This window comes from Mucilaginibacter sp. (genome assembly GCF_965200995.1).
In the GTDB taxonomy this organism is placed as follows: Bacteria; Bacteroidota; Bacteroidia; order Sphingobacteriales; family Sphingobacteriaceae; genus Mucilaginibacter.
Genome location: NZ_OZ241743.1, coordinates 3,618,984 through 3,639,713 on the forward strand (window position 1 = coordinate 3,618,984; position 20,730 = coordinate 3,639,713).

A 20,730-nucleotide genomic window follows, 5' to 3' on the forward strand; every position below is an offset into this window, starting at 1 on the left:
TTATGTTTATTTGTTGCATGAAAACCGTTAAGGAGGTGTACAGCCGGTTTAAACAAGAATTAGCCGGCCCATATGATGCCAGCGAGCTAACCGCCGTAACGCAACTGGTGTTAAGCACGGTAACCGGCCAAAGCAATGCCCGGCTCCGCGCCTACCCGGATGCTGAACTAAGCGAAATTCAGCTTGACCACATCGGCCGCATCCTGCAATCTTTAAAAAACGGTACACCGGTACAATACGCATTAGGAACGGCAGAGTTTTACGGTTTAACCTTTAAGGTTACACAAGATGTACTGATACCCCGTCCTGAAACCGAAGAACTGGTGCAATGGGTATTACAGGAAGCAGGCAAATACTATAATAAGCGCCCTGCCGTACTGGATATTGGTACAGGCAGCGGCTGCATTGCGGTATCGGTTAAAAAAAATTGCGTCGCAGCACAGGTAACTGCACTGGATATCTCTGCCGGGGCTTTGGAGGTTGCCCGGTATAATGCGGCCGGTAATCAGGCCGATATTACCTTTTTGCAGGCAGATATATTAAACCTGCTGCCTGATGCATGGGTTGGGCAGTATGATATTATGATAAGCAACCCCCCCTACGTTACCCAGGCAGATAAACAACTGATGCACCAGCGGGTAACCGATTACGAACCGCATACGGCATTGTTTGTGCCTCAAGATAATCCGCTCTTATTTTACCGCGCCATTGCAGATTTCGCTTTGCGAAACCTGGTGAACGGAGGCTTGCTATTCTTTGAAATTAATGAAAGCCTGGGGCAGCAAACGGTTGAGCTGCTGCAAACTAAAGGATTCAGTAAGGTAGAACTCAGGCAGGATTTATCAGGCCGCGACCGCATGGTTAAAGCCAGCCGGTAATTTAGCTGCGCGGATGAAAGGCAATGATGGTGCTTTTCAGGTAGTCCCGGTCCAGATGCGTATAAATTTCGGTGGTGGTGATGCTTTCGTGCCCCAGCATTTCCTGCACAGCACGTAAATCGGCCCCGCCCTCAATTAAATGGGTGGCAAAGGAATGGCGGAAGGTGTGCGGGCTGATCTTCTTTTTTAAGCCAATAGCAGCAGCCAGTCCCTTCACCATCATAAATACAAATTCTCTTGATAAACGGCTGCCCCGCCTGCTCAGAAATACCGCATCCTCCTCTCCTTTTTTAACCGGCATTTGTACCCGAACATGCCTCAGCCAGATGTTAAGCGCCTTAATGGCCTGCCCGCCAATAGGCACCAGGCGCTCTTTATCACCTTTGCCGGTTACCTTTATAAATTCAATCTCTAAATACAGGTTTGATAGTTTGAGTTCGGTTAACTCGCTCACCCTTAAACCACAACCATATAATAATTCAATAATTGCTTTATTCCTTATACCGTCTGGTTTTGATAGATCATTGGCGGCAATCAACCGGTCAATGTCATCATGGTTTAGGGTGTCGGGCAGTTTGCGTTGTATCTTCGGGCCTTCCAGCAGTTCGGCGGGGCTTCCGGCAATCTCATCTTCTACCAGCAGATATTTATAAAAGGTTTTAATGCCGGATACCAGCCGGGCCTGCGAAACCGCCGCCATGCCCAACTCATTTACCCATTGTACAAAGCTGCGCAGGTTGGCCAGGGTTACCTTTAGCGGACTGATGGCTGCCGGCTGCATTTCGCAATACTGCTGCAGCTTTTCGAGGTCGCGCGTGTAAGCCGCTATCGAATTGACCGATAGCCCCTTTTCCAGTTTAAGGTAATGCTTAAAATTTTTTATGGCACTGCTCCAGTTCAATTAATTTTGTGTTTAGCGTTTTATAATTATGTTTGGGTAATGAAGATACAGCTAATTAACGGTCCGAATTTAAACCTCTTAGGCATCAGGGAAAAATCAATTTACGGTGATAGTGATTTTAATACCTGGCTTGAGCAGTTAAGGCAGCAATACGCCAATCATCAATTAGATTATTTTCAAAGTAACATAGAGGGTGAGCTGATCAATAAAGTGCACGAAACCGGTTTTAGCTACGATGGTATCATCATAAACGCCGGTGCCTATACCCACACTTCTATAGCCATTGCCGATGCCATTGCCGCCATTAATACGCCTGTGGTAGAAGTGCATATCTCGAATGTGCACAAACGCGAAGCCTTTCGGCATAAATCCATGATTGCCTCCAGCTGTGCCGGGGTAATTGCGGGTTTTGGCTTAAACTCCTACCGGCTGGCTTTAGACAGCTTTATCTATGCGCAATAACGAAGGTTATAACAAACCTCGTAACTCCTCCTTACTCAAATTTTCGCTGATCCAGTTCTGAAAAAACTGTCTTTTTACGAATGAAGAAATCATAAATAATACTGCCCCTGTACAAGCCCTTTGATGATTTAATTTCTTTAGGCTGTAAACGCTGATGCTTTTTGAATAAAGAGACTACAAAGCTCTGATGCGCCCGGCTCACCGCCCAGGCATCCTTACGTTTGCCCTCGGTTAAAAAGCGTACAAGCGCAATAAGATCTAAAAAGAAAAGCCGGCTGCTGATTTTTAGAACAGACTTGCCTAAAGGCAGATTATTCCTGAGCAGCAACAGGTTGTTACGGAAATTAAGATACGTTTTAAAAGGATTTTCGGCATCAAGCGTTCCCCCGCCCACATGGTATACGGTTGAATTTGCACAATACATAATCTTGTAACCCATATTCTTAAGCCGCCAGCACAGGTCTATTTCTTCCATGTGCGCAAAAAACTGCTCGTCGAATCCGCCGGCCGCTTTCCAGCAAAGGGTTTTTATAAACAGCGCCGCACCCGAGGCCCAAAACACTTCGCCCGACTGGTTATACTGGCCGTTGTCTTTCTCTACAATGTTAAACAAACGCCCGCGGCAAAACGGATAGCCGTAGGTATCTATAAAGCCACCGGCTGCCCCGGCATGTTCAAAACTGTCTTTACCGGCAAATGATTTAATTTTGGGTGCTGCAATGGCAATGGCAGCATCGCTTTCCATTAATTCAATAACGGGCTGTATCCAGTCCGGCGTAACCTCCACATCAGAGTTAAGCAGCACAAAATAATCAGCTTGCACCTGTTGTAATATGCGGTTGTAGCCGCCTGTAAAGCCATAATTCTGGCTGTTTGTAATCAGCTGAATTTCGGGCCAGTTGGCCTTCAGGTAAGCAACGGAAGCATCTGTGGAGGCGTTGTCGCCTACCACAATTTGAAAATTGGCGTATGCAGAAGCCGCTACTGATGGTAAGAACTGCTTCAGATAATCCAGGCCGTTCCAGTTTAGTATAACAACGGCAACTTTCGGTAAAGGTGAAATCAATGAAAGTCCTCCGGCTTAAATTTCCACCTCCGGTGCGACCAAAGCCAGTACTGCGGCTCCTGCCGGATCACCTGTTCCAGGTACTGCACATGCGCATTGGTAATTACATACCCGGCGGTAAGTTTAGGTTCAGCAAACATGGGCACAAATGTACAGGTATAATAGCCTCTTTTTACACGCCTTACATCACAAAATATTACTTCGCTGTCGGTTAGCTTCGCCAGTTTTTCCACACCCAAAAAAACCGCCGTGGGCTGGTTCAGGAAATCAGTAAAGTACTGTATCTCCGGCCGCGATGGCGTTTGATCGCCCACCAATACGGTTATGGTTCTTTCGCCCCTGTATTCTGCCAGTTTGCGCATAACGCTTTTCATGGCTATCAGCGTAGCCCCAAACCGCGAACGCATACGTATAAAGGCCGCATCAAAAGTTTTGTTATTCAGTGGTTTATATACAATGATGCGCCGCTGGTTTGCGACCAAACTAAATCTCAACGCATTCAGCTCCCAGTTACAGTAGTGCCCCAGTACCCCCACCACGCTCTTGCCTTTACTAAATATGCTGCTGATGAGTTGCTGATTAGGTAATAACACACGGCGCTCTACTTCACTTTCGGTGATGGACAGGGTCTTAACCGTTTCAACCAGCAGATCGCCAAGATACCGGTAAAATTTTTTTTCGATGTTACGGCGTTCGGTATCTGTTTTTTCGGGAAACGCATTCCTTAAATTTTCGCTGACAACCTTTCGCCGGTAACCGATAATATAGTAAAGCAGGATGTAAAAGACATCGGATAACAGGTAGAGCAACCAGAACGGTAAAAGGGAAATCAGGTATAACAGGCCGAAGCCAACTACAGAAAACCCTTTTTTTATCATTATTTTCGCCCGCGAATTGAAGAGCACAAACATAAAAAATTTATATGAGTGATACAGGGGCTGTTTTTCCGATGCTGTACCTGCCACCGGTTGAATACTTTGCAGAATTGAAACGCTACAAAAACGACGTGCAGATGGAACGCGAAGAGCACTTTCCGAAGCAAACCTACCGCAACCGGGCACGCATATCTTCGCCGGATGGCGTACTCGACCTGGTAGTTCCGGTGGTTAAAGGTTCTAAAATGCATACGAAAGTGAAGGATGTGAAGATCAGCTACGACTTTAACTGGCAGCGCTTGCAGTGGATGAGCTTACAGGCATGCTACCGGCGCTCGGCATATTTTGAATTTTATGAAGATAGCCTTGCACCGTTTTATGAAAAGCGATTCGATTATTTATTTGACTATAATGAGCAATTATTCAACCTGTTGCTAAAGCTGATCAAATTAAATATCAACCTAACCTACACTACAGATTATAAGGCGGATTACCCCGGTTTGGCAGATTTCCGCAAATCCGTCCATCCCAAAACAGCTTCCGCATTTGAACAAAAGCCTTACTTTCAGGTTTTTGAAGAACGCAACGGTTATCTTAAAAATCTGAGTATTATAGATCTGCTATTTAGCCAGGGGCCGCAAACCATTAATTACCTGTAAATGAATCACGGTCAAAAGCGTTTAAAAACCAAACACAGCCGCCGGCTTGGCCAGGTTGGAGACCAGCCCGGCATCATCAGAATTCCTGAAAATGCATTAAAGCCGGCGTTGCATGTCTATTCTTACAATGCTCAGGAGTCAGTGCAATCAGAGGGCGACGATGTTTCCGTTGTGCTGAAACAACTTAAGCAATGCACTGACCATACGCACTGGATACAGGTGAACGGTTTGGGCGATGAGGAGTTATTCAGAAAATTAGGCGAACTGTTACAAATCAATACACTGGTACTGGAAGATATTACCAACACGCATCAACGACCTAAATTTGATGAGTATGATAATTATTTTTTCGCCACCAGCCGCATGGTCAGCTTTAACCAGGAGAAGTCGGAAATTACGAACACGCAATTTTCGGCTATCGTAACGAAGGACATTGTACTCACCTTTGAAGAAACCTACGATAAACGTTTTGAGGGCGTGAAAGCCCGGCTTAAAGGGGGCAAAGGTATTATACGCACGGGCGGCCCGGGGTATATGTGCTATGCCCTGATGGACACCATAATTGATGAATATTTTGAATTGCTTGCCAACATGGGCGATGCATTGGATGAAATAGAGAACCGGTTGTATGAGAAAGCCGATAAATCGATCATGTACGATGCGCAGCGGTTAAAGCGAGGCACCATTTTGATGCGCCGCGCCTGCTGGCCCGAGCGGGATAAGATTAATGATATGCTGCGCAGCGATACGCCGCTGATTAACGCAGATACCAAAACCTACCTGCGCGATGCCTATGACCATTGTATACAGATCATGGATTTGATTGAAAGCTACAAGGAAATCACCTCCAGCATCATCGACCTGTATTTATCAATGGTAAGCAACCGCATGAATGAGATCATGAAGGTGCTTACCATTATATCGGTGATTTTCATTCCGCTCACCTTTATTGCCGGTGTTTACGGGATGAACTTTGCGCGTGAAAACCCGGAAACCCACCAGGTAATGCCGGCTAACATGCCCGAACTTTACAGTCCGCACGGTTATCTTTACGTTTGGGGCGTAATGATAATTGTTGCCATTATGCAGGTGTTTTTCTTTTGGCGTAAAGGCTGGTTCAACAAGTTGTAACTACTTCTTGTACTCGTCCTTTAAATATGGGCGCATGGCATTTTCAAACTTCTTTACCTTCGGCTCTGATACGCCTGCAATGTAAGGATTGTCCATGTGCGTTTTATAATAGCCCTGGTGATACTTCTCAGCCGGGTAAAATACTTTGAACGGCTTAACCTCGGTTACCACCTTGCCGTTGTAATGCTTTGAAGCATTTACTTTAGCTGCTGCCTGCTCCAGCATTGTTTTTTCCTGCGGGGTACGGTAGAATACTATCGAGCGGTAATCAGTACCTTCATCCGGTCCCTGGCGGTTAAGCGTAGTAGGGTCATGCGCAAAAAAGAAAGCTTCGGCCAGTGTAGGATAGCTGATCACTTTAGGGTTATAATAAACCTGTACCACTTCGGCATGGCCGGTAGTATTGGTGCAAACATCCTGATAGGAAGGGTTTACCTTTGTACCGCCTGCATAACCAGATATTACCTTATTTACTCCTTTTAATTCGCTCAGGGCTTCGCTCATGCTCCAGAAGCAGCCGCCGCCAAAGGTAGCCACCTCTTCTCCTGCTGCCGGTTTGGCCACAACCGCAAAATCTGTTCTTGAAGTTTGCCCGTTTGCACAGCTGTAACACAGCATAATGCCAACCACATATAACATTAATCTTTTCATATATCAATTTACGAAATTGCCGCTTATCTGGTATTTACCTTAGCCTTAATTGACATCAGCATGGCATTCAACCCGTTGGTTTTCATCTCGAATACAGTGCCCAGCTGCATGCCTAACTTCCCGGCGGGTAACCCCTTCGAGTGCAGCCATTCCAGGTAATGAACGGGCAAATCGCATATCAGGGTGCCTTTGTATTTGCCATAAGGCATACGGCTGGTTACCGCCTGTATCAGTACGGCATGGTCGGGTTGCACTGGTTCCATGCCGCTAAAGGTAGTAAAGATAAAGGCTACCTGCTGCGTCTGTTCAGTTGCCTTGCCATAACAAAACCAGCAACTACACTTATTAAACCAACCGCTACCTTAAACTTAAAACTGGTTTTAAATGGGGGAATATAATAAGTTCCGTTTTCGTCGGCTCTGGTTGAGTCATCCACATAACGCCCGTCGGCAGGTACGGCTTCCTGGTCGAAGTGATCGGACAATTGCTGCAGGGATTCCTGCGCTTCGCGGCCGCGTATAACAGGCCCGTGCCCGCTGGCAATAATGCGCGGCTCAAGCGCAGCCAGCATTTTTACCGATGCCGCCGCCGCCGGCCAGTCGGTGGTAAAGTACATAGGCGGGCCCGACAGCTTTTTAATGTAAGACAATACATATACAGCCGATTCGGCTTTGGTGGTTACAAAGGCATCGCCCGCAATAAGGGTGGTGTTTAAGGGAAGGAATAAGGAGATATGACCAGGTGCATGGCCGGGCGTAAACAGAATTTTCCATTCCGGCAATTCAGGCACCCCCTTTTCCACATCAATCATCCTGGCATTACTGCCAATATCAATAGGCCCGCGCGAAAACAGTACCGAGGCCAGGCTCATTAAGCCCCCGCCCACACTTGGGTCGGGCGGCGGGTACGAAGACCTTCCGGTAATGTAGGGTAACTCCAGTTCGTGCGCATAAACCGGTACATCCCAGTTTTTTAACAAGGCCTTCAAACTCCCGGCATGATCTGAGTGTGTATGGGTGAGTATAATGGCCGAAGGCTTGGCGCCCACGCCGAATATGGACTCGGCCATGGCTATAATCTGGTCTTCATGCCCCTGTATGCCGGTATCAACCAGCACCCATCCTTTCGGAAACCCGCGCCGGTTGGCAATAATGTAAACATTTACAAACAGGATTTTCATGCCCCAAACGCCCTGGGCTACCTGAAAATATTTTATATGCTTTGCAGTGTTCATAAAATTAGTATTCAATCAATAATACAAAAACATCATACTTATGGTTTTACATCAATACATTATCAATGTGTTAACGCCTTGCGCCTGCAATGTTACTGCATAATTGGAGGGTTGGTAAACACAACGGCTAACTGCGGTGTTACTTCTACTTACTATTATAAATTTCAGCTATGGAACAAGAATTTGAGGCGATACTTACCGGATCAGACAGTGCAATTGAGGGCAACGTCAGGCAAACCGTTCAGGATGGCGTTGGCGAGGTTTACAAATTTACTTCGGTTGACGATACACTTCATTTAAGTGTAGCCAAAGACGGTAATAATCAATGGGTAAGGGTAGCCGGAACTGATCCTTATCTTTCGGGATGGGTAGATGAACTGGCAGAACAGATTGAACAAAAAAACCAGTTGTAATATCATGGAGAAAAGAACTATCGGAACATCTGACCTGAAGGTAGCACCATTTATGTTTGGCGGCAATGTGTTTGGCTGGACCATTGACCAGGCTACATCTTTCAATCTTCTGGACGCGTTTACTGATGCCGGCTATAATTTTATAGACACCGCCGATGTTTATTCGGCCTGGGCGCATGACGGCGAAGGCGGCCAGTCGGAAACTATTATTGGGAACTGGCTGAAACAGAAGGGTGGCCGTGATAAGATCATTTTGGCTACCAAAGTTGGTAAGCCAATGGGGCCTGATAAAAAGGGACTGTCTGCCCCATACATTAAACAAGCGGTAGAAGATTCATTAAAGCGTTTGCAAACGGATTATATTGACTTGTACCAATCGCACGATGATGACCAGGATACCTCATTGGAGGAAACGCTTAACGCCTATGCCGAATTGATACAGGAAGGCAAGGTGCGCATTATTGGGGCATCGAATTACAAGGCCGACCGCCTGGCCGAAGCGTTAGCGGTAAGTAAGCAGCAGGGATTTCCGGCGTATCAGACCTTGCAGCCTGAATATAACCTGTATGAGCGTGAAGACTATGAAAAAAATCTGGAACCGCTTTGTTTGGAAAGAAATATCGGCGTAGTTACATATTTTTCGTTAGCCAGCGGTTTCTTAACGGGTAAATACCGCTCGGAAGCCGATCTGAATAAAAGCAAGCGCGGAGGCGGCATCAAAAAATATTTAACGCCACGCGGAATGAACATTCTGAAAGCTTTGGACGAAGCGGCTAAGGAATATGAAGTTACACCGGCAGCCATTGCACTGGCATGGCTGATTGCCCGCCCCGGCATCATCGCCCCTATTGCCAGCGCTACCAGCGTAACGCAGTTACAAGAATCGCTGAAAGCGGCGGAAATTAAATTGAGTGCACTCACCATCAGTGCGCTGAACGATGCAAGCGCTTATTAACCAGCAACACATCAGGTATACAATAATAACGGGCTGCCTTAATTAAGGCAGCCCGTTTCGTATATATATTAAAAGTATGGGAAAAGTGCGTTAGAAGCGGGCAGGCCTGATGGAACGGTTCTGCCTGTCGTAATTAGGGCCGTTCGTGTCGGCAAAGTGCTGGCGCATTTCTCCTGCACCCCTGCCCCTGCCTTGTCCGCTGGAATTACCGCTGGGCTGGTTACCCTGACCGCCTTGCTGCTGCTGGTTGCCATTTTGGTAACCACCCTGGCCACGGTTAGACTGTCCATTTTGTCCCTGGCTGTTACCGCCCTGCTGCTGGTTGCCATTTTGGTAACCACCCTGGCCACGGTTAGGCTGTCCGTTCTGCCCCTGGCTGTTACCGCCGCCTTGCTGGCCGCTGTTATTGTTATTCTGGTCTCGGCCGGGGCGGCTGTACTGCCCCTGGCCGCTACCCTGCTGCTCACTGTTGCCACGGTTCCAGCCACCTGCGTTGCCCTGGTTCTGGGGTTGTGCCGGTGTTTGCCCCTGCCCCTGGTAGCCGTTGTTGTTTTGTCCGCCTTGCTGACCCTGATTGCTACGGTCGCGGTTATAGCCGCCATACTGTCCCTGGTTGTTTTGCGGTTGCTGGTTAGGGTAGTTATTCCTGCCCCGGTTATTCCAGCCGCCCCTGTCACCACCATTGTTATAGTTTGGCTCAGGCCGGTTGTAGTCGTTACCCTGGCGTTGCGCATACCCATCCCTGCCCCTGTCAAAATCGCCGCCATTGCGGGTATAACCACCGTTTTTCAACCGGTTATCATTATCTCTCCAGTTCGGGTTACCCCCGGCAAAGCCGTTAAAGCGTGAGCGATAGTAATCGTGGCGCATATAAGGTCTTTGCCCTTTTATTTCGTAATGGCGCGCATAACGCCAGTCTAAATCATGGAAACGGCCGGGCAGGTAAGCAGCGCTCACCCAACGCTTACCGCTCATATAATAATATACCTGTTCGGGTACACTGTAATAGGCATCAGCATCGGGCAAATAGTAATAATCGTCTTCATCCTGATACTGCACATTATCTACAGGTGCAGGTGCATAAACAGGAGTGCCAAAGTTAACACCAATATGCACGCCAATCTGTGCATCAGATGCTTTAAAGGCAAAGCCTGCTAAAGCTAATGTGGCAAGGAATACTGACTTTTTCATTTTCGTAAATTTGATAGTATGACTGTTTGCACCTGCCCGGGTTTAATGATACTTATCAATTATTTTTAGTGAGGGAGATAATTTGAAAGGATATTCTGCCGGGTATGCCTGTTCTGAAATTTTATGATGGTTGTAATAATATTGTGAAAATCCGTTTGCCAGGCAGTATTACCTAATTTTGTGATAATCTGTATTTCTACGGTACTACAAAATTCTACCACAATACCACAACATTATTGTTATCTGTATATATGAAATCGAAAACATTGTTTATTTCAGTTTTACCGCTTGCAGCTGTTGCTATGCTGTATATGCGGCCTAAAGCGAGTTTGCGGCCCGGCGCTCCGGTACTACCGGTAACAGCCGCCGTTACGCCCGACCCTAATAATGCCGGCTTAACATTACCCACAGGATTTGGGGCTTTAGTGGCCGCAGATAATACAGGCGGCGCCCGCCATTTAGCGGTTACCCCCACCGGCGATGTGTATGTGAAACTAAGCCGCGTAAAAAACGGCGGGGGTATTGTATACCTGCATGACAGCAACGGTGATGGCAAAATGGACGAGGTGAAAACCTTTGGTAATTATGGCGGTACAGGTATGTACATTAAGAATGGTTACCTGTATGCCTCATCAAATACCGAAGTGTTCAGGTATAAGCTGGATGATAAAAACCAGGTGATAGCTACCGATAACCCGGAGAAGATTGTAACCGGCCTGATCAACCGCCGGCAGCACGAATCTAAATCGGTAGTGCTGGACAATAATGGCAACATTTATGTAAACGTAGGCGCTTACTCCAATTCCTGCCAGGAAAAAGACCGCGAAAAAGGCTCAATGGGGCGTAAAGGCTGCCCTATTTTAGATTCAGCAGGCGGTATATGGCAATTTAAGGCCGATAAGCCCAATCAAACCTATGGCGATGGTGTACATTATGCTACCGGACTCAGAAACGTGGTAGGTTTGGACTGGAACCAGCAGGACAACCAGCTCTTTGTGATGCAGCATGGCCGCGATGGCTTGCATGATTTATTTCCTGAATATTACTCAGTGCAGCAGTCGGCTATATTACCTGCCGAATGTTTGTATGCAATAAAGAAAGGCGATAATGCGGGCTGGCCATATATGTATTACGACCAGGAGCAGGGCAAAAAAATATTAGCGCCCGAGTATGGCGGCAACGGTAAAACAGAAGGCGGGCAGAACGCTATCAATCCGGCGGCAGCTTACCCTGGCCACATGGCACCTAACGGTTTATTGTTTTATACCGGCAGCCAGTTTCCCGAAAAATATAAGAACGGTGCCTTCATTGCCTTCCATGGCTCGTGGAACCGCGCACCCGAACCGCAGGCAGGTTTCTTTGTGGTTTTCCAGCCGTTTAAGGATGGAAAGCCTTTTGGTAAATGGGAAGTGTTTGCCGACGGATTTTCGGGCGGTGCACAGCAAACTGCAAGCGGCCGCGCCGAACACCGCCCCTGCGGACTGGCACAGGGGCCAGACGGTTCGCTTTATGTAAGCGACGACAGCAAGGGTACCATCTACCGTATTGTATACAACAAAAAATAGAGCTGATGAATTTTAAATTATCGTTATTGGTTGCTGTTTTTGGCGGTAGTACGCTGCTGCTATATGCACAGCAACAGGCGCCTGTTAAACAAACCCGCGCCAAAAGAACTGCTGCAACTGCACCAAACGCTTCAGTAGAAGAGGGTAAAAAAGTATATATGCAATATTGCTTATCCTGCCACCAGGCCGATGGCGGCGGTGTGCAACACCTGAACCCACCGTTAATTAAAACCTCCTATGTGTTGGGCGATAAAACCAAACTGATCTCTATTATTCAGAACGGCTTTAACGAAGAAGTGGAGATAAACGATGATACGTATTCTAACAACATGCCTTCGTTAAGTTACCTGAAAGATAAGGAGATAGCCGATGTGCTTACCTATGTAAGAAACAGTTTCGGGAATAAAGCCAGTGCGGTTACCTTAAAAGAGGTAACTGCCATAAGGCCAAAAGTAAAGAAGTAAATACAATAAAGCCGGTGTGTAAATATACCGGCTTTATTATTTATTTTCTGAACAGGGGTACCGTTGCCGACGTGCTCTGCAGCATTGCAGCAGTAGCCTTTACACCCTCTATCTCGTAATGGTTCATCAGTTCTTTTTCTGATATAATTACGCTGAAATCGTCGAACTTCACGCCATCTTCATAAGGGTATAAGGTATACCCCCTTTTTAACGGATCGTATTGCCCTAATTCAAAAATCTCTTCCTCATATTTGCTGCGGATACGGGCGCCCGTTACCAGTTGATAAGAATCTTTTATTAAGTTGAATGCATTGTTTTTCATAGTGCTTAACCGTATACAATTATGTTGCCATAATTGAAAAACGTTTAACCAAACCAATAAAATAAATCATTCTGGGTTAAATTCCTTTTATTAATTTCATTCATATCCTTAACAATCTGTCCGTCTTGCAGGTGCAGGATGCGGTTGCCATAAGTAAAGGCATCTTTTAAGTTATGGGTGATGAGTATAGCAGTCAGCCTGTACTGTTCAATCAGTTGGCTGGCAATCGTCATGATCAGGTTTGCCGAGCGCGGGTCGAGCGCTGCCGTGGGTTCATCTAATAAAAGTATTTTACACTCATCCATCACGCTCATTAAAAGCGTAAGCGCCTGGCGCTGCCCGCCAGACAGGGTGCCCACCGGTTGGTTTAATTTATCTTCCAAACCCATGCCCAATACGGCCACACGCTCACGTACACTATGCCGGAAGGAAGCGTTAACACCGGCTTTTAACAATTTAGGTTTTGTACGCAATGCGGCCAGCCTGAAATTGTCGATGATGCTCAGTTCGGCCGCAGTTCCGCTCAGGGGGTTCTGAAACACACGGGCTATCCACCGGCTTCTTTTGTAATCGGGCAGGCGGGTTACCTCTGCCCCGTTGATATAAATTTGCCCCGATGACGGAAAAATACTGCCGGCAACCAAGTTCAGTAAAGTAGATTTGCCCGAGCCGTTGGCGCCGACTATTACTACATATTCACCATCGGTAATCTGTATATCAACCGGCTGTAAGGCAGTTACCTGGTTGGCTTTGCCGGTGTTAAAGGTTTTGCTCGCCTGCTTAAATTCAATCATAACCTGATGAATTTAATTTTCGGAATGCTCACAATCAGCAGTACCAGCACCGCCGTTACCAGCTTCAGCAAGTTAGCATCAATACCTAAACTAAGCACGAAGGCCAGAATTAAACGGAACACTACTGCACCGCCGATGACCAACAGCAACTGTAATGAAATTGCACTCAACCCCGAGGCGTGAATGACCGCTTCCGCAATCATAACCGACCCCAAACCCACAATAACAATACCGATGCCCATATTAATATCAGCAAATGATTGCAGTTGGGTAATCAGGCATCCGCTTAGGGCCGTAAGCCCATTGGCAAGGGCCAAACCGGTAATTTTCATCCGGTCGGTGTTTACGCCGAGTGCCTTCACCATGCTTTCGCTGTTGCCGGTGGCGCGCATAGCCAAGCCAAAATCGGTTTTTAATAAATAGCCAACGCCCGTAAGTAATGCGCCTGTAATAACAGATACCGTAATTAAGGTATTCATCTGTTCACTAAATACTGTGCGTACAGCCGTAAATACCGAACTGGTATCCATCAGTGGTATATTGGAACGCCCGGCAATGATTAGATTAATAGAGTAAAGCGCTGTCATGGTTAATATACCGGCCAGCAAGGCATTGATCTTTAGCTTGGTATGTATCAACCCGGTTACAAAGCCGGCCAGGCAGCCGCAGGTTACCACCGCCGGCAGAACCAGCCACAATGAATATTTTTTGGTGAGCAGTACCGCCGTAATAATGCCGCCCAAAGTATAGCTGCCATCGGTTGTGATATCCGGGATGTTAAAAATCTTTACCGAAAGATAGATGCCTAAAGCAAGTCCCGAGAAGCAAAGCCCCTGCACAAGTGCGGTAAGATAGAAATCCATTAGTTAACGGCTGTAAAGTTTGCAGGTACGCTGATGTGATATTTAGCGGCTACGGCAGCGTTATATACCCGCTTCCTCACCTTTACCAGTTCGGGCCTCAAGCCGGCAGTGCTGTGTGTTTTAAGGTACTGCGCTGCCTGCAGGCCCGCCTGGTAACCCCACTGATAGATATCTGCACCAAAAGCCGCCACTGCGCCCCGTTGCACCAAACCGGCCTCGCTGGTAAAAACCGGAACGCTTTTATCGTTACAGCTTTTCAGTATGGTTGCAAACGCAGCAAAAACGGTATTATCCGGATTAGCGAAAAAGACATCGATATGCTTATTAAGCAGCGCCTGCGTAACCAGCTGCGCATCAGCAGAAGAATTAAGCGGCAGCGCAACTACCTCTGTGTTCAAACCCGCAGCCAGCCCCTGTATACGTTTCAGCGCATCGGCCGATTGTGGTTCTGCCTGGTTATATACCATACCTATCCGCAGTTTGCGGCCAGGTGTTTTTACCATGGCAGGTATAAGCTTAAAAGAGGTATCGATGTAATTCAAATCTTCAACGGCACCAAACAGGTTAGTGGGTTGCCGGCCGTTTGTGCGTACCAGTTTCATACGTTCCAGCGTTGGCGATACCATCATGAATACAGGTATAGTGCTGGTATTCTGCGCGGCCGTTACCGACGCCAAGGTGGTGCAGGTAGCCAGCAGCGTTACTGGCTGGCTGGTAAAACCGTTTACAATCTGCGTTAGCGTAGGTATGTCGCCCTGCGCATTCTGGTATTTAATTTCAACGGTGCCTTTATTTTCACTATAGCCGTTTTTAGCCAGCGCATCGGTAAAGCCTTTTCTGGCCTGGGCAATGGTTTCGTCTTCAAAAGCATCCACAAAGCCAATTACCGGAATGCCTTTGTGCCTGGGCTGGCAAGCAATCAACATAACAGTTATTACCCACAGCAAACAACCGGCTTTCATCTTCATAGCTGCTAAAATAATTATTTAAACATAATCAGGCGGTTTATCGGCTAACGCGGGCAAACTTTTACCTTTAATTCACTATTAAGATATGGCATGATTCCTTTAGTTTCTAAATTACCTAAAACCGGTACTACCATATTTACCACCATGTCGGCACTGGCTGCCGAAACAGGCGCGATAAATCTATCGCAGGGCTTCCCCGATTTTGACTGCGACCCTGCATTAACAGCTATGGTAAACGCAGCGATGCAAAGCGGCTTAAACCAGTATGCGCCCATGGCCGGGCACCTGGGCTTACGTGAACAGATTGCCGCAAAAACAGAAAGAATGCATGGCGCAGTATATAACCCCGATACCGAAATTACCATTACTGCCGGTGGCACACAGGCTATATTTACCGCCATTTGCGCCGCCATACGGCCCAACGATGAGGTGATCATCTTTGAGCCTGCCTATGATTGCTATGCACCGGCCATTAAACTGATGGGCGGTGTGGTAAAATCGCTGGAACTGGAATTTCCCGACTACCGCATCCCCTGGCACTTGGTGAAGCGGCTCATCAACGGCAAAACAAAGATGATCATCCTAAATTCGCCGCATAATCCTACAGCTACCATACTTACCCGGCAGGATATTGACGAACTGGCGGCACTGGTAAAGGATAAGGATATTTTAATTTTAAGCGATGAAGTTTATGAGCACATTATTTATGATGGCGCCCGGCATGAAAGTATGGCCCGTTACGCTGCCTTACGCGAGCGCAGCTTTATAGTAGCTTCATTCGGAAAATTACTGCATGCCACCGGCTGGAAGATTGGGTACTGCCTGGCCCCTGCCTGGCTGATGCAGGAGTTCAGAAAGATACACCAGTATATGGTGTTCAGTGTAAATACGCCAATGCAGGCCGGCATTGCCGGGTATATTAAAAACGAGCATGTATATACCGGGCTGGCCCCGCTGTTCGGGCAGAAAAGAGATTACTTCAGGCAAGGGCTGGCCTCAACCCCGTTCGAAATTTTGCCTTGTTATGGCTCTTATTTTCAATCGGTTACCTACAAGCAGATCTCTGATAAAGCGGATGTTGACTTTGCGCTGCAACTAACTAAAGAATACGGGGTTGCCACAATACCGGTATCTGCCTTCTATACCAAACCTAACCATAACAACGTTATTAGATTTTGCTTCGCGAAGAAGCAGGAAACTTTAGACAGGGCGATTGACCGGTTGTTGAAGGTAACACCTCAATCGATATGAGAAACGTAAACCGCATATTTATAGCCGAACCTTTATGGAAAATTTAAAAGTTACCGTTTTTCAGGGCCACTTGTTTTGGGAGAACACTGACAAGAACCTGCAAAACATCGGGTTTCGCCTGTCTTCAATCCGAACCAAAACGGATCTGATCATCCTGCCCGAAATGTTCAGCACCGGCTTTACCATGAATGCCGAGAAGCTGGCCGAACCCATGAACGGTAAAACCCTGCAGTGGATGCAGCAAATGGCAGCCAGGCACACCTGCGTAATTACCGGCAGCGTGATTATTAAGGATGGCGACAGCTATTACAACCGCCTGATCTGGATGCGTGCCGATGGCAGCTACGAGTATTATGATAAAAAACACCTGTTCACCTTAGGCAAGGAACATCACACCTATTCGGCCGGAGATAAACGGCTTATTGTTGACCTGAACGGCTGGAAGGTTTGCCCCATGATTTGCTATGATCTCCGTTTTCCTGCCTGGCTGCGCAATAATAATCAGGAATACGACCTGCTGATCATTGTAGCCAACTGGCCCGAGCGGCGTGCGCTGCACTGGCGCTCCTTAATTCCGGCACGCGCCATTGAAAATCAAACTTATGTTATCGGGGTAAACCGCGTAGGGCATGATGGTAACGAAGTATACCATTCGGGCGATTCTACCTGTATTGATCCTAATGGCAATGTGATTTACTACAAGCGTGATGAGGAAGACGTATACACCTTTACCTTAAATGCCGAGGAGCTGATTAAAACCAGGCGCGCACTTCCCTTTTTAAATGATGCCGATCATTTCACCTTTAATTAATAACACGCAGGCGGCACACCATTTTTGCTGGTATAATGGGCATTCTCAGGCTTTCATACAAGCAACAGTGATTTGTTAATAAACAGGGGGCACAGGCAACAGGCGCTGAATTATCCAGGGATTGCAGCGCAATATACCTGCAAATCAAGCATTACCATACAAACAGCTTTGGCACCAGCCATCGCACATTGGGAGATAACCGCGAAACAACGTAATTTGCGGTAAATATAACCCATTGACCGATATGAAGTTTTTGCTCGCCATTTCAACGCTGATAACGCTGTTAGCCTGCAGCAATGTTTATGCTCAAAAAAATAAAGATTATACCAAGTTAGTTAACCCTTTTATTGGCACAGGCGGGCATGGTCATACCTATCCCGGCGCAGTAATGCCGTTTGGCATGGTACAGTTAAGCCCCGACACCCGGCTCGAAGGCTGGGATGGTTCATCAGGCTATCATTACACCGATACCATAGTTTACGGCTTTTCGCACACGCACCTGAGCGGTACGGGTATTGCTGACTATTGTGATGTGCTTTTTGTGCCGACTACAGGCCAGCCCCAATTTAACAACACGGATTACCGCTCCGGCTTCAGTAAGAAGAATGAGGAAGCAGCGCCCGGTTACTATAAAACCCTGCTGAATAAATATAATATTAAGGTTGAGCTTACCGCTACCACAAGGGTGGGCATGCACCGCTATACCTATCCTTCAACCCGGGGAGGTAATATTATTATTGACTTGCAGCACCGCGATAAGGTGCTCGACTCATGGATTGAAATTGTTAATGACCATGAGATACGGGGTTTCCGGCGTTCGCAAAGCTGGGCGCAGGATCAGCATTTGTATTTCTACACTAAATTTTCAAAGCCATTTAAGGCGTATACAACCTATAACAACGGGCAAACCTCTACCACGCTGACAAGGGTGCAGGGCAAAGCGATTAAACTTTGCCTGCAATTTGATAATCCAAAAGAAGTGATTGCCAAAACCGGTATTTCTTCTGTAAGTGCTGAAGGCGCACTCAAAAATCTGGATGCCGAAATTCCGGACTTTGATTTTAAGAAAGTTCAGCAACAAGCTAAAGTAACATGGAATGCGGAACTCTCGAAAATCCGGGTGGAGGGCGGCGGGCCAACGGCCAGTCAGCAGCGTGAGGTACAGCAGTTAAATACCAACTACCGTGTACCTTCTGCAAGCAGACATCTTATTCCGATAGATTATGCCCATAAAAAGCAGGTTATATTTTACACAGCCTTGTATCATACCATGCTGGCCCCTAACATTTACAGCGATGTGGATGGCCGGTACCGGGGAATGGACCAGCAGGTACATACCGCACAAGGGTTTGATTATTACACGGTATTTTCTACCTGGGATACTTACCGGGCCGAGCATCCGCTGCTCACTTTGATTGACCGCAAACGCACGCTTGATTTTGTAAAAAGCTTTTTGGCGATGTATGAGCAGCGCGGGTTTCTGCCCATCTGGCCGCTGGCCTCCAATGAAACGTTTTGCATGGTGGGCAATCATTCTATACCCATTATTACAGATGCCTACGTAAAAGGCATCACCGGTTTTAACGCAGAAGAAGCGTTTACAGCCATGAAGGCCACGGTAAACCGTAATCAGTTCGGGCTGCAGTCGTACCGGACTTACGGTGCCGTACAGGCTGATGCCGAACATGAGTCCGTTTCAAAAACCCTGGAGTACGCTTATGACGACTGGTGTGTGGCGCAAATGGCCAGGATGCTGAACCACCAGCAGGACTACGGGGTGTACAGCAAGCGGGCGCAGTACTGGAAGAACATTTTTAACAAGGATAATGCCTTTATGCAGGCCCGCACTAATGGTGGCTGGTTTACCCCCTTTGCGCCTACGGATATTAATAATAACTATACAGAAGGTAACGCCTGGCAGTATACCTTTTTTGTTCCGCATGATGTGGAGGGCTTGATCAGCCGCATGGGCGGCGCATCAAACTTTGAGGCGAAACTGGACGAACTGTTTACCACCACCGCCAAACTAACCGGCCGGCAGCAGGATGACGTAAGCGGATTGATTGGCCAGTATGCGCACGGCAACGAGCCCAGTCATCACATAGCTTACCTTTATAATTTTACGGCCAATCCGGACAAGACACAGTTCTATGTGAACAAGATACTCAATGAAGAATACAGCGATCAGCCGGACGGCTTAGCCGGAAATGAAGACTGCGGGCAAATGTCGGCCTGGTATGTAATGACCGCGCTGGGCTTTTATAACATCTCGCCCGGACAGCAGCAGTTTCAGATCGGTTTGCCGCAGTTCGACAAAGCGACCATTCACCTGGAAAACGGCAAAACCATTACGCTGTTAAATAACGGGGCTTCGCTTGGCAGGGATAACATATACCTGCAAGGCATGAACCTGAACAAAAAGCCTTACAATAAATTGTATCTGGATTATGCTGAAATCAGTAATGGCGCTGAACTGGAGGTATTAACCGGCCGTTTACCCAATAAATTATTTATGCAGGAGCTGGAGAAGCCCGCTTCAAAGAACGCCAGCCTGCCAATTGTTGCCATGCCCTCAATTACGGCACCCGGTGTAAGCTTTAAGCAACCGATAACAGTTGCCATCAGGAGCAACGAAGATAATGCAAAGCTGTACTACACGGTTGATGGTTCTGCACCAACCGCTTATTCTACGGCTTATACCCAGCCAATTACAATCAGCACCACCACTACCGTTAAAGCGGTTGCCATTAAAGGTGGAACAGTAAGCTTTGTGGATTCAGCCAGGTTCAACAAAACCGAGGGTAATGTTAAAATTACTTTGAACAGCGCCTACCTGCCTGCCTACGCTGCAGCAGGCAAAGAAGCGCTGATTGACGGTGTACATGGCACTGCCAACTGGCGCCTGGGCAACTGGCAGGGCTTTCAGGGTACCAATCTGGAAGCTGTGATAGATTTAAACCAAAGGAAACCGGTAAAGCAAATCAGTTTGGGTACGCTCCAGGATAGCGGCTCATGGATCATGTTTCCGCGCCTGGTGGAGTACTATGCATCTGATGATGGCAAGAGTTATAAGCTTGTAGCTACCGTAAACGGCAAGATAGGCAGCGATGATCCGGTTGCCCGGGTGCAGCAGTATGAAGCTGATTTAAATATAGTTACCCGCTACCTAAAAGTAGTTGCCCTGCAGTTTGGCCCCCTCCCCGACTGGCACGAAAGTAAAGGGAAGCCATCCTATATCTTTGCAGATGAAATAACCATAAAATAGTAATGTAACCC

General features: G+C 47.2%; 22 protein-coding genes. 11 read left to right on the plus strand and 11 right to left on the minus strand.

Annotated features, from left to right (window positions below; translation table 11 throughout):
* Window positions 1-17 precede the first annotated feature (17 nt).
* Window positions 18-878: a peptide chain release factor N(5)-glutamine methyltransferase gene (prmC, locus tag ACY652_RS16880; RefSeq protein ID WP_462265556.1), complete on the plus strand. Its 861-nt coding sequence runs from the start codon at window positions 18-20 to the stop codon at window positions 876-878.
* Between the two features lies 1 nt (window position 879).
* Here prmC and xerD read toward each other — a convergent pair whose 3' ends face one another.
* Window positions 880-1,779 carry a site-specific tyrosine recombinase XerD gene (xerD, locus tag ACY652_RS16885; RefSeq protein ID WP_462265557.1) on the minus strand — a complete coding sequence of 300 codons (900 nt, stop codon included), beginning with the start codon at window positions 1,777-1,779 and terminating at the stop codon, window positions 880-882.
* 39 nt (window positions 1,780-1,818) lie between these two features.
* On the opposite strand from xerD, the gene aroQ reads away from it, so the two are divergent.
* Window positions 1,819-2,241, plus strand: a complete 423-nt coding sequence (gene aroQ / locus ACY652_RS16890) for a type II 3-dehydroquinate dehydratase (protein WP_462265558.1) — start codon at window positions 1,819-1,821, stop codon at window positions 2,239-2,241.
* 31 nt (window positions 2,242-2,272) lie between these two features.
* Here aroQ and ACY652_RS16895 read toward each other — a convergent pair whose 3' ends face one another.
* Window positions 2,273-3,307, minus strand: coding sequence for a glycosyltransferase family 2 protein (locus ACY652_RS16895; protein ID WP_462265559.1), 1,035 nt, complete (start codon window positions 3,305-3,307; stop codon window positions 2,273-2,275).
* Window positions 3,304-4,185, minus strand: coding sequence for a lysophospholipid acyltransferase family protein (locus ACY652_RS16900; protein ID WP_462265560.1), 882 nt, complete (start codon window positions 4,183-4,185; stop codon window positions 3,304-3,306). Before ACY652_RS16900 ends, ACY652_RS16895 begins: the two co-directional genes overlap by 4 nt.
* A gap of 44 nt (window positions 4,186-4,229) precedes the next feature.
* Between ACY652_RS16900 and ACY652_RS16905 the strand changes: the two genes are divergently transcribed.
* Together ACY652_RS16905 and corA are read left to right on the plus strand one after the other, a co-directional pair.
* On the plus strand, window positions 4,230-4,841 hold the full coding sequence (locus ACY652_RS16905) for a WbqC family protein (protein WP_462265561.1): 612 nt from the start codon (window positions 4,230-4,232) through the stop codon (window positions 4,839-4,841).
* The gene (gene corA / locus ACY652_RS16910) at window positions 4,842-5,972 is read left to right on the plus strand and encodes a magnesium/cobalt transporter CorA (RefSeq protein WP_462265562.1); all 1,131 of its coding nucleotides are present in this window, start codon (window positions 4,842-4,844) and stop codon (window positions 5,970-5,972) included.
* Here corA and msrA read toward each other — a convergent pair whose 3' ends face one another.
* From msrA to ACY652_RS16925, 3 genes are read right to left on the minus strand one after another with little or no spacing between them, the layout of a single operon-like run.
* Complete coding sequence (msrA, locus tag ACY652_RS16915) at window positions 5,973-6,623, minus strand: peptide-methionine (S)-S-oxide reductase MsrA (protein ID WP_462265563.1); 651 nt, start codon at window positions 6,621-6,623, stop codon at window positions 5,973-5,975.
* Between the two features lie 23 nt (window positions 6,624-6,646).
* Window positions 6,647-6,886 carry a DUF3820 family protein gene (locus tag ACY652_RS16920; protein WP_462265564.1) on the minus strand — a complete coding sequence of 80 codons (240 nt, stop codon included), beginning with the start codon at window positions 6,884-6,886 and terminating at the stop codon, window positions 6,647-6,649.
* Window positions 6,887-6,912: 26 nt separating this feature from the next.
* A complete protein-coding gene (locus ACY652_RS16925) occupies window positions 6,913-7,857 on the minus strand; it encodes an MBL fold metallo-hydrolase (RefSeq protein WP_462265565.1) in 945 nt (314 codons plus the stop codon).
* A 170-nt stretch (window positions 7,858-8,027) separates the two neighbouring features.
* Between ACY652_RS16925 and ACY652_RS16930 the strand changes: the two genes are divergently transcribed.
* Both ACY652_RS16930 and ACY652_RS16935 read left to right on the plus strand, forming a co-directional pair.
* Window positions 8,028-8,270, plus strand: a complete 243-nt coding sequence (locus tag ACY652_RS16930; RefSeq protein ID WP_462265566.1) for a hypothetical protein — start codon at window positions 8,028-8,030, stop codon at window positions 8,268-8,270.
* A gap of 4 nt (window positions 8,271-8,274) precedes the next feature.
* On the plus strand, window positions 8,275-9,225 hold the full coding sequence (locus ACY652_RS16935) for an aldo/keto reductase (RefSeq protein WP_462265567.1): 951 nt from the start codon (window positions 8,275-8,277) through the stop codon (window positions 9,223-9,225).
* 90 nt (window positions 9,226-9,315) lie between these two features.
* Here ACY652_RS16935 and ACY652_RS16940 read toward each other — a convergent pair whose 3' ends face one another.
* Complete coding sequence (locus ACY652_RS16940) at window positions 9,316-10,416, minus strand: hypothetical protein (RefSeq protein ID WP_462265568.1); 1,101 nt, start codon at window positions 10,414-10,416, stop codon at window positions 9,316-9,318.
* Between the two features lie 251 nt (window positions 10,417-10,667).
* On the opposite strand from ACY652_RS16940, the gene ACY652_RS16945 reads away from it, so the two are divergent.
* Both ACY652_RS16945 and ACY652_RS16950 read left to right on the plus strand, forming a co-directional pair.
* Window positions 10,668-11,981 (plus strand): PQQ-dependent sugar dehydrogenase, encoded by a 1,314-nt coding sequence (locus ACY652_RS16945; protein ID WP_462265569.1) that lies wholly within the window; start codon window positions 10,668-10,670, stop codon window positions 11,979-11,981.
* A gap of 5 nt (window positions 11,982-11,986) precedes the next feature.
* On the plus strand, window positions 11,987-12,445 hold the full coding sequence (locus tag ACY652_RS16950; RefSeq protein WP_462265570.1) for a c-type cytochrome: 459 nt from the start codon (window positions 11,987-11,989) through the stop codon (window positions 12,443-12,445).
* 40 nt (window positions 12,446-12,485) lie between these two features.
* On the opposite strand, the gene ACY652_RS16955 is transcribed toward ACY652_RS16950, so the two are convergent.
* Genes ACY652_RS16955 through ACY652_RS16970 form a run of 4 tightly spaced genes read right to left on the minus strand, consistent with a single transcriptional unit; the run spans window position 12,486 to window position 15,392 of the window.
* Entirely contained in the window at window positions 12,486-12,767 is a 282-nt protein-coding gene (locus ACY652_RS16955) for a hypothetical protein (RefSeq protein WP_462265571.1), read from the minus strand.
* A 44-nt stretch (window positions 12,768-12,811) separates the two neighbouring features.
* On the minus strand, window positions 12,812-13,561 hold the full coding sequence (locus ACY652_RS16960; protein ID WP_462265572.1) for an ABC transporter ATP-binding protein: 750 nt from the start codon (window positions 13,559-13,561) through the stop codon (window positions 12,812-12,814).
* Window positions 13,558-14,424 carry an ABC transporter permease gene (locus tag ACY652_RS16965; protein WP_462265573.1) on the minus strand — a complete coding sequence of 289 codons (867 nt, stop codon included), beginning with the start codon at window positions 14,422-14,424 and terminating at the stop codon, window positions 13,558-13,560. The genes ACY652_RS16960 and ACY652_RS16965 overlap by 4 nt, the downstream gene beginning before the upstream one ends.
* Window positions 14,424-15,392 (minus strand): ABC transporter substrate-binding protein, encoded by a 969-nt coding sequence (locus ACY652_RS16970; protein ID WP_462265574.1) that lies wholly within the window; start codon window positions 15,390-15,392, stop codon window positions 14,424-14,426. The genes ACY652_RS16965 and ACY652_RS16970 overlap by 1 nt, the downstream gene beginning before the upstream one ends.
* Window positions 15,393-15,482: 90 nt before the next feature.
* On the opposite strand from ACY652_RS16970, the gene ACY652_RS16975 reads away from it, so the two are divergent.
* The 3 genes from ACY652_RS16975 (at window position 15,483) to ACY652_RS16985 (ending at window position 20,719) form a co-directional block, all read left to right on the plus strand.
* The gene (locus tag ACY652_RS16975; protein WP_462265575.1) at window positions 15,483-16,643 is read left to right on the plus strand and encodes a methionine aminotransferase; all 1,161 of its coding nucleotides are present in this window, start codon (window positions 15,483-15,485) and stop codon (window positions 16,641-16,643) included.
* A gap of 34 nt (window positions 16,644-16,677) precedes the next feature.
* Complete coding sequence (locus ACY652_RS16980) at window positions 16,678-17,454, plus strand: amidohydrolase (protein WP_462265576.1); 777 nt, start codon at window positions 16,678-16,680, stop codon at window positions 17,452-17,454.
* 244 nt (window positions 17,455-17,698) lie between these two features.
* Window positions 17,699-20,719: a GH92 family glycosyl hydrolase gene (locus tag ACY652_RS16985; RefSeq protein WP_462265577.1), complete on the plus strand. Its 3,021-nt coding sequence runs from the start codon at window positions 17,699-17,701 to the stop codon at window positions 20,717-20,719.
* The last annotated feature ends 11 nt before the right edge of the window (window positions 20,720-20,730 follow it).

Bases quoted from the DNA above. Each gene is read 5' to 3' on its own strand.
- ACY652_RS16935 (WP_462265567.1), top strand. From the start codon at position 8,275: ATGGAGAAAAGAACTATCGGAACATCTGACCTGAAGGTAGCACCATTT.
- ACY652_RS16900 (WP_462265560.1), bottom strand. From the start codon at position 4,185: ATGATAAAAAAAGGGTTTTCTGTAGTTGGCTTCGGCCTGTTATACCTG.
- ACY652_RS16930 (WP_462265566.1), top strand. From the start codon at position 8,028: ATGGAACAAGAATTTGAGGCGATACTTACCGGATCAGACAGTGCAATT.
- ACY652_RS16905 (WP_462265561.1), top strand. From the start codon at position 4,230: ATGAGTGATACAGGGGCTGTTTTTCCGATGCTGTACCTGCCACCGGTT.
- ACY652_RS16975 (WP_462265575.1), top strand. From the start codon at position 15,483: ATGATTCCTTTAGTTTCTAAATTACCTAAAACCGGTACTACCATATTT.
- ACY652_RS16950 (WP_462265570.1), top strand. From the start codon at position 11,987: ATGAATTTTAAATTATCGTTATTGGTTGCTGTTTTTGGCGGTAGTACG.
- ACY652_RS16955 (WP_462265571.1), bottom strand. From the start codon at position 12,767: ATGAAAAACAATGCATTCAACTTAATAAAAGATTCTTATCAACTGGTA.
- ACY652_RS16940 (WP_462265568.1), bottom strand. From the start codon at position 10,416: ATGAAAAAGTCAGTATTCCTTGCCACATTAGCTTTAGCAGGCTTTGCC.
- prmC (WP_462265556.1), top strand. From the start codon at position 18: ATGAAAACCGTTAAGGAGGTGTACAGCCGGTTTAAACAAGAATTAGCC.
- ACY652_RS16920 (WP_462265564.1), bottom strand. From the start codon at position 6,886: ATGGAACCAGTGCAACCCGACCATGCCGTACTGATACAGGCGGTAACC.
- msrA (WP_462265563.1), bottom strand. From the start codon at position 6,623: ATGAAAAGATTAATGTTATATGTGGTTGGCATTATGCTGTGTTACAGC.
- ACY652_RS16925 (WP_462265565.1), bottom strand. From the start codon at position 7,857: ATGAACACTGCAAAGCATATAAAATATTTTCAGGTAGCCCAGGGCGTT.
- aroQ (WP_462265558.1), top strand. From the start codon at position 1,819: ATGAAGATACAGCTAATTAACGGTCCGAATTTAAACCTCTTAGGCATC.
- ACY652_RS16970 (WP_462265574.1), bottom strand. From the start codon at position 15,392: ATGAAGATGAAAGCCGGTTGTTTGCTGTGGGTAATAACTGTTATGTTG.
- ACY652_RS16965 (WP_462265573.1), bottom strand. From the start codon at position 14,424: ATGGATTTCTATCTTACCGCACTTGTGCAGGGGCTTTGCTTCTCGGGA.
- ACY652_RS16985 (WP_462265577.1), top strand. From the start codon at position 17,699: ATGAAGTTTTTGCTCGCCATTTCAACGCTGATAACGCTGTTAGCCTGC.
- ACY652_RS16980 (WP_462265576.1), top strand. From the start codon at position 16,678: ATGGAAAATTTAAAAGTTACCGTTTTTCAGGGCCACTTGTTTTGGGAG.
- ACY652_RS16945 (WP_462265569.1), top strand. From the start codon at position 10,668: ATGAAATCGAAAACATTGTTTATTTCAGTTTTACCGCTTGCAGCTGTT.
- ACY652_RS16960 (WP_462265572.1), bottom strand. From the start codon at position 13,561: ATGATTGAATTTAAGCAGGCGAGCAAAACCTTTAACACCGGCAAAGCC.
- corA (WP_462265562.1), top strand. From the start codon at position 4,842: ATGAATCACGGTCAAAAGCGTTTAAAAACCAAACACAGCCGCCGGCTT.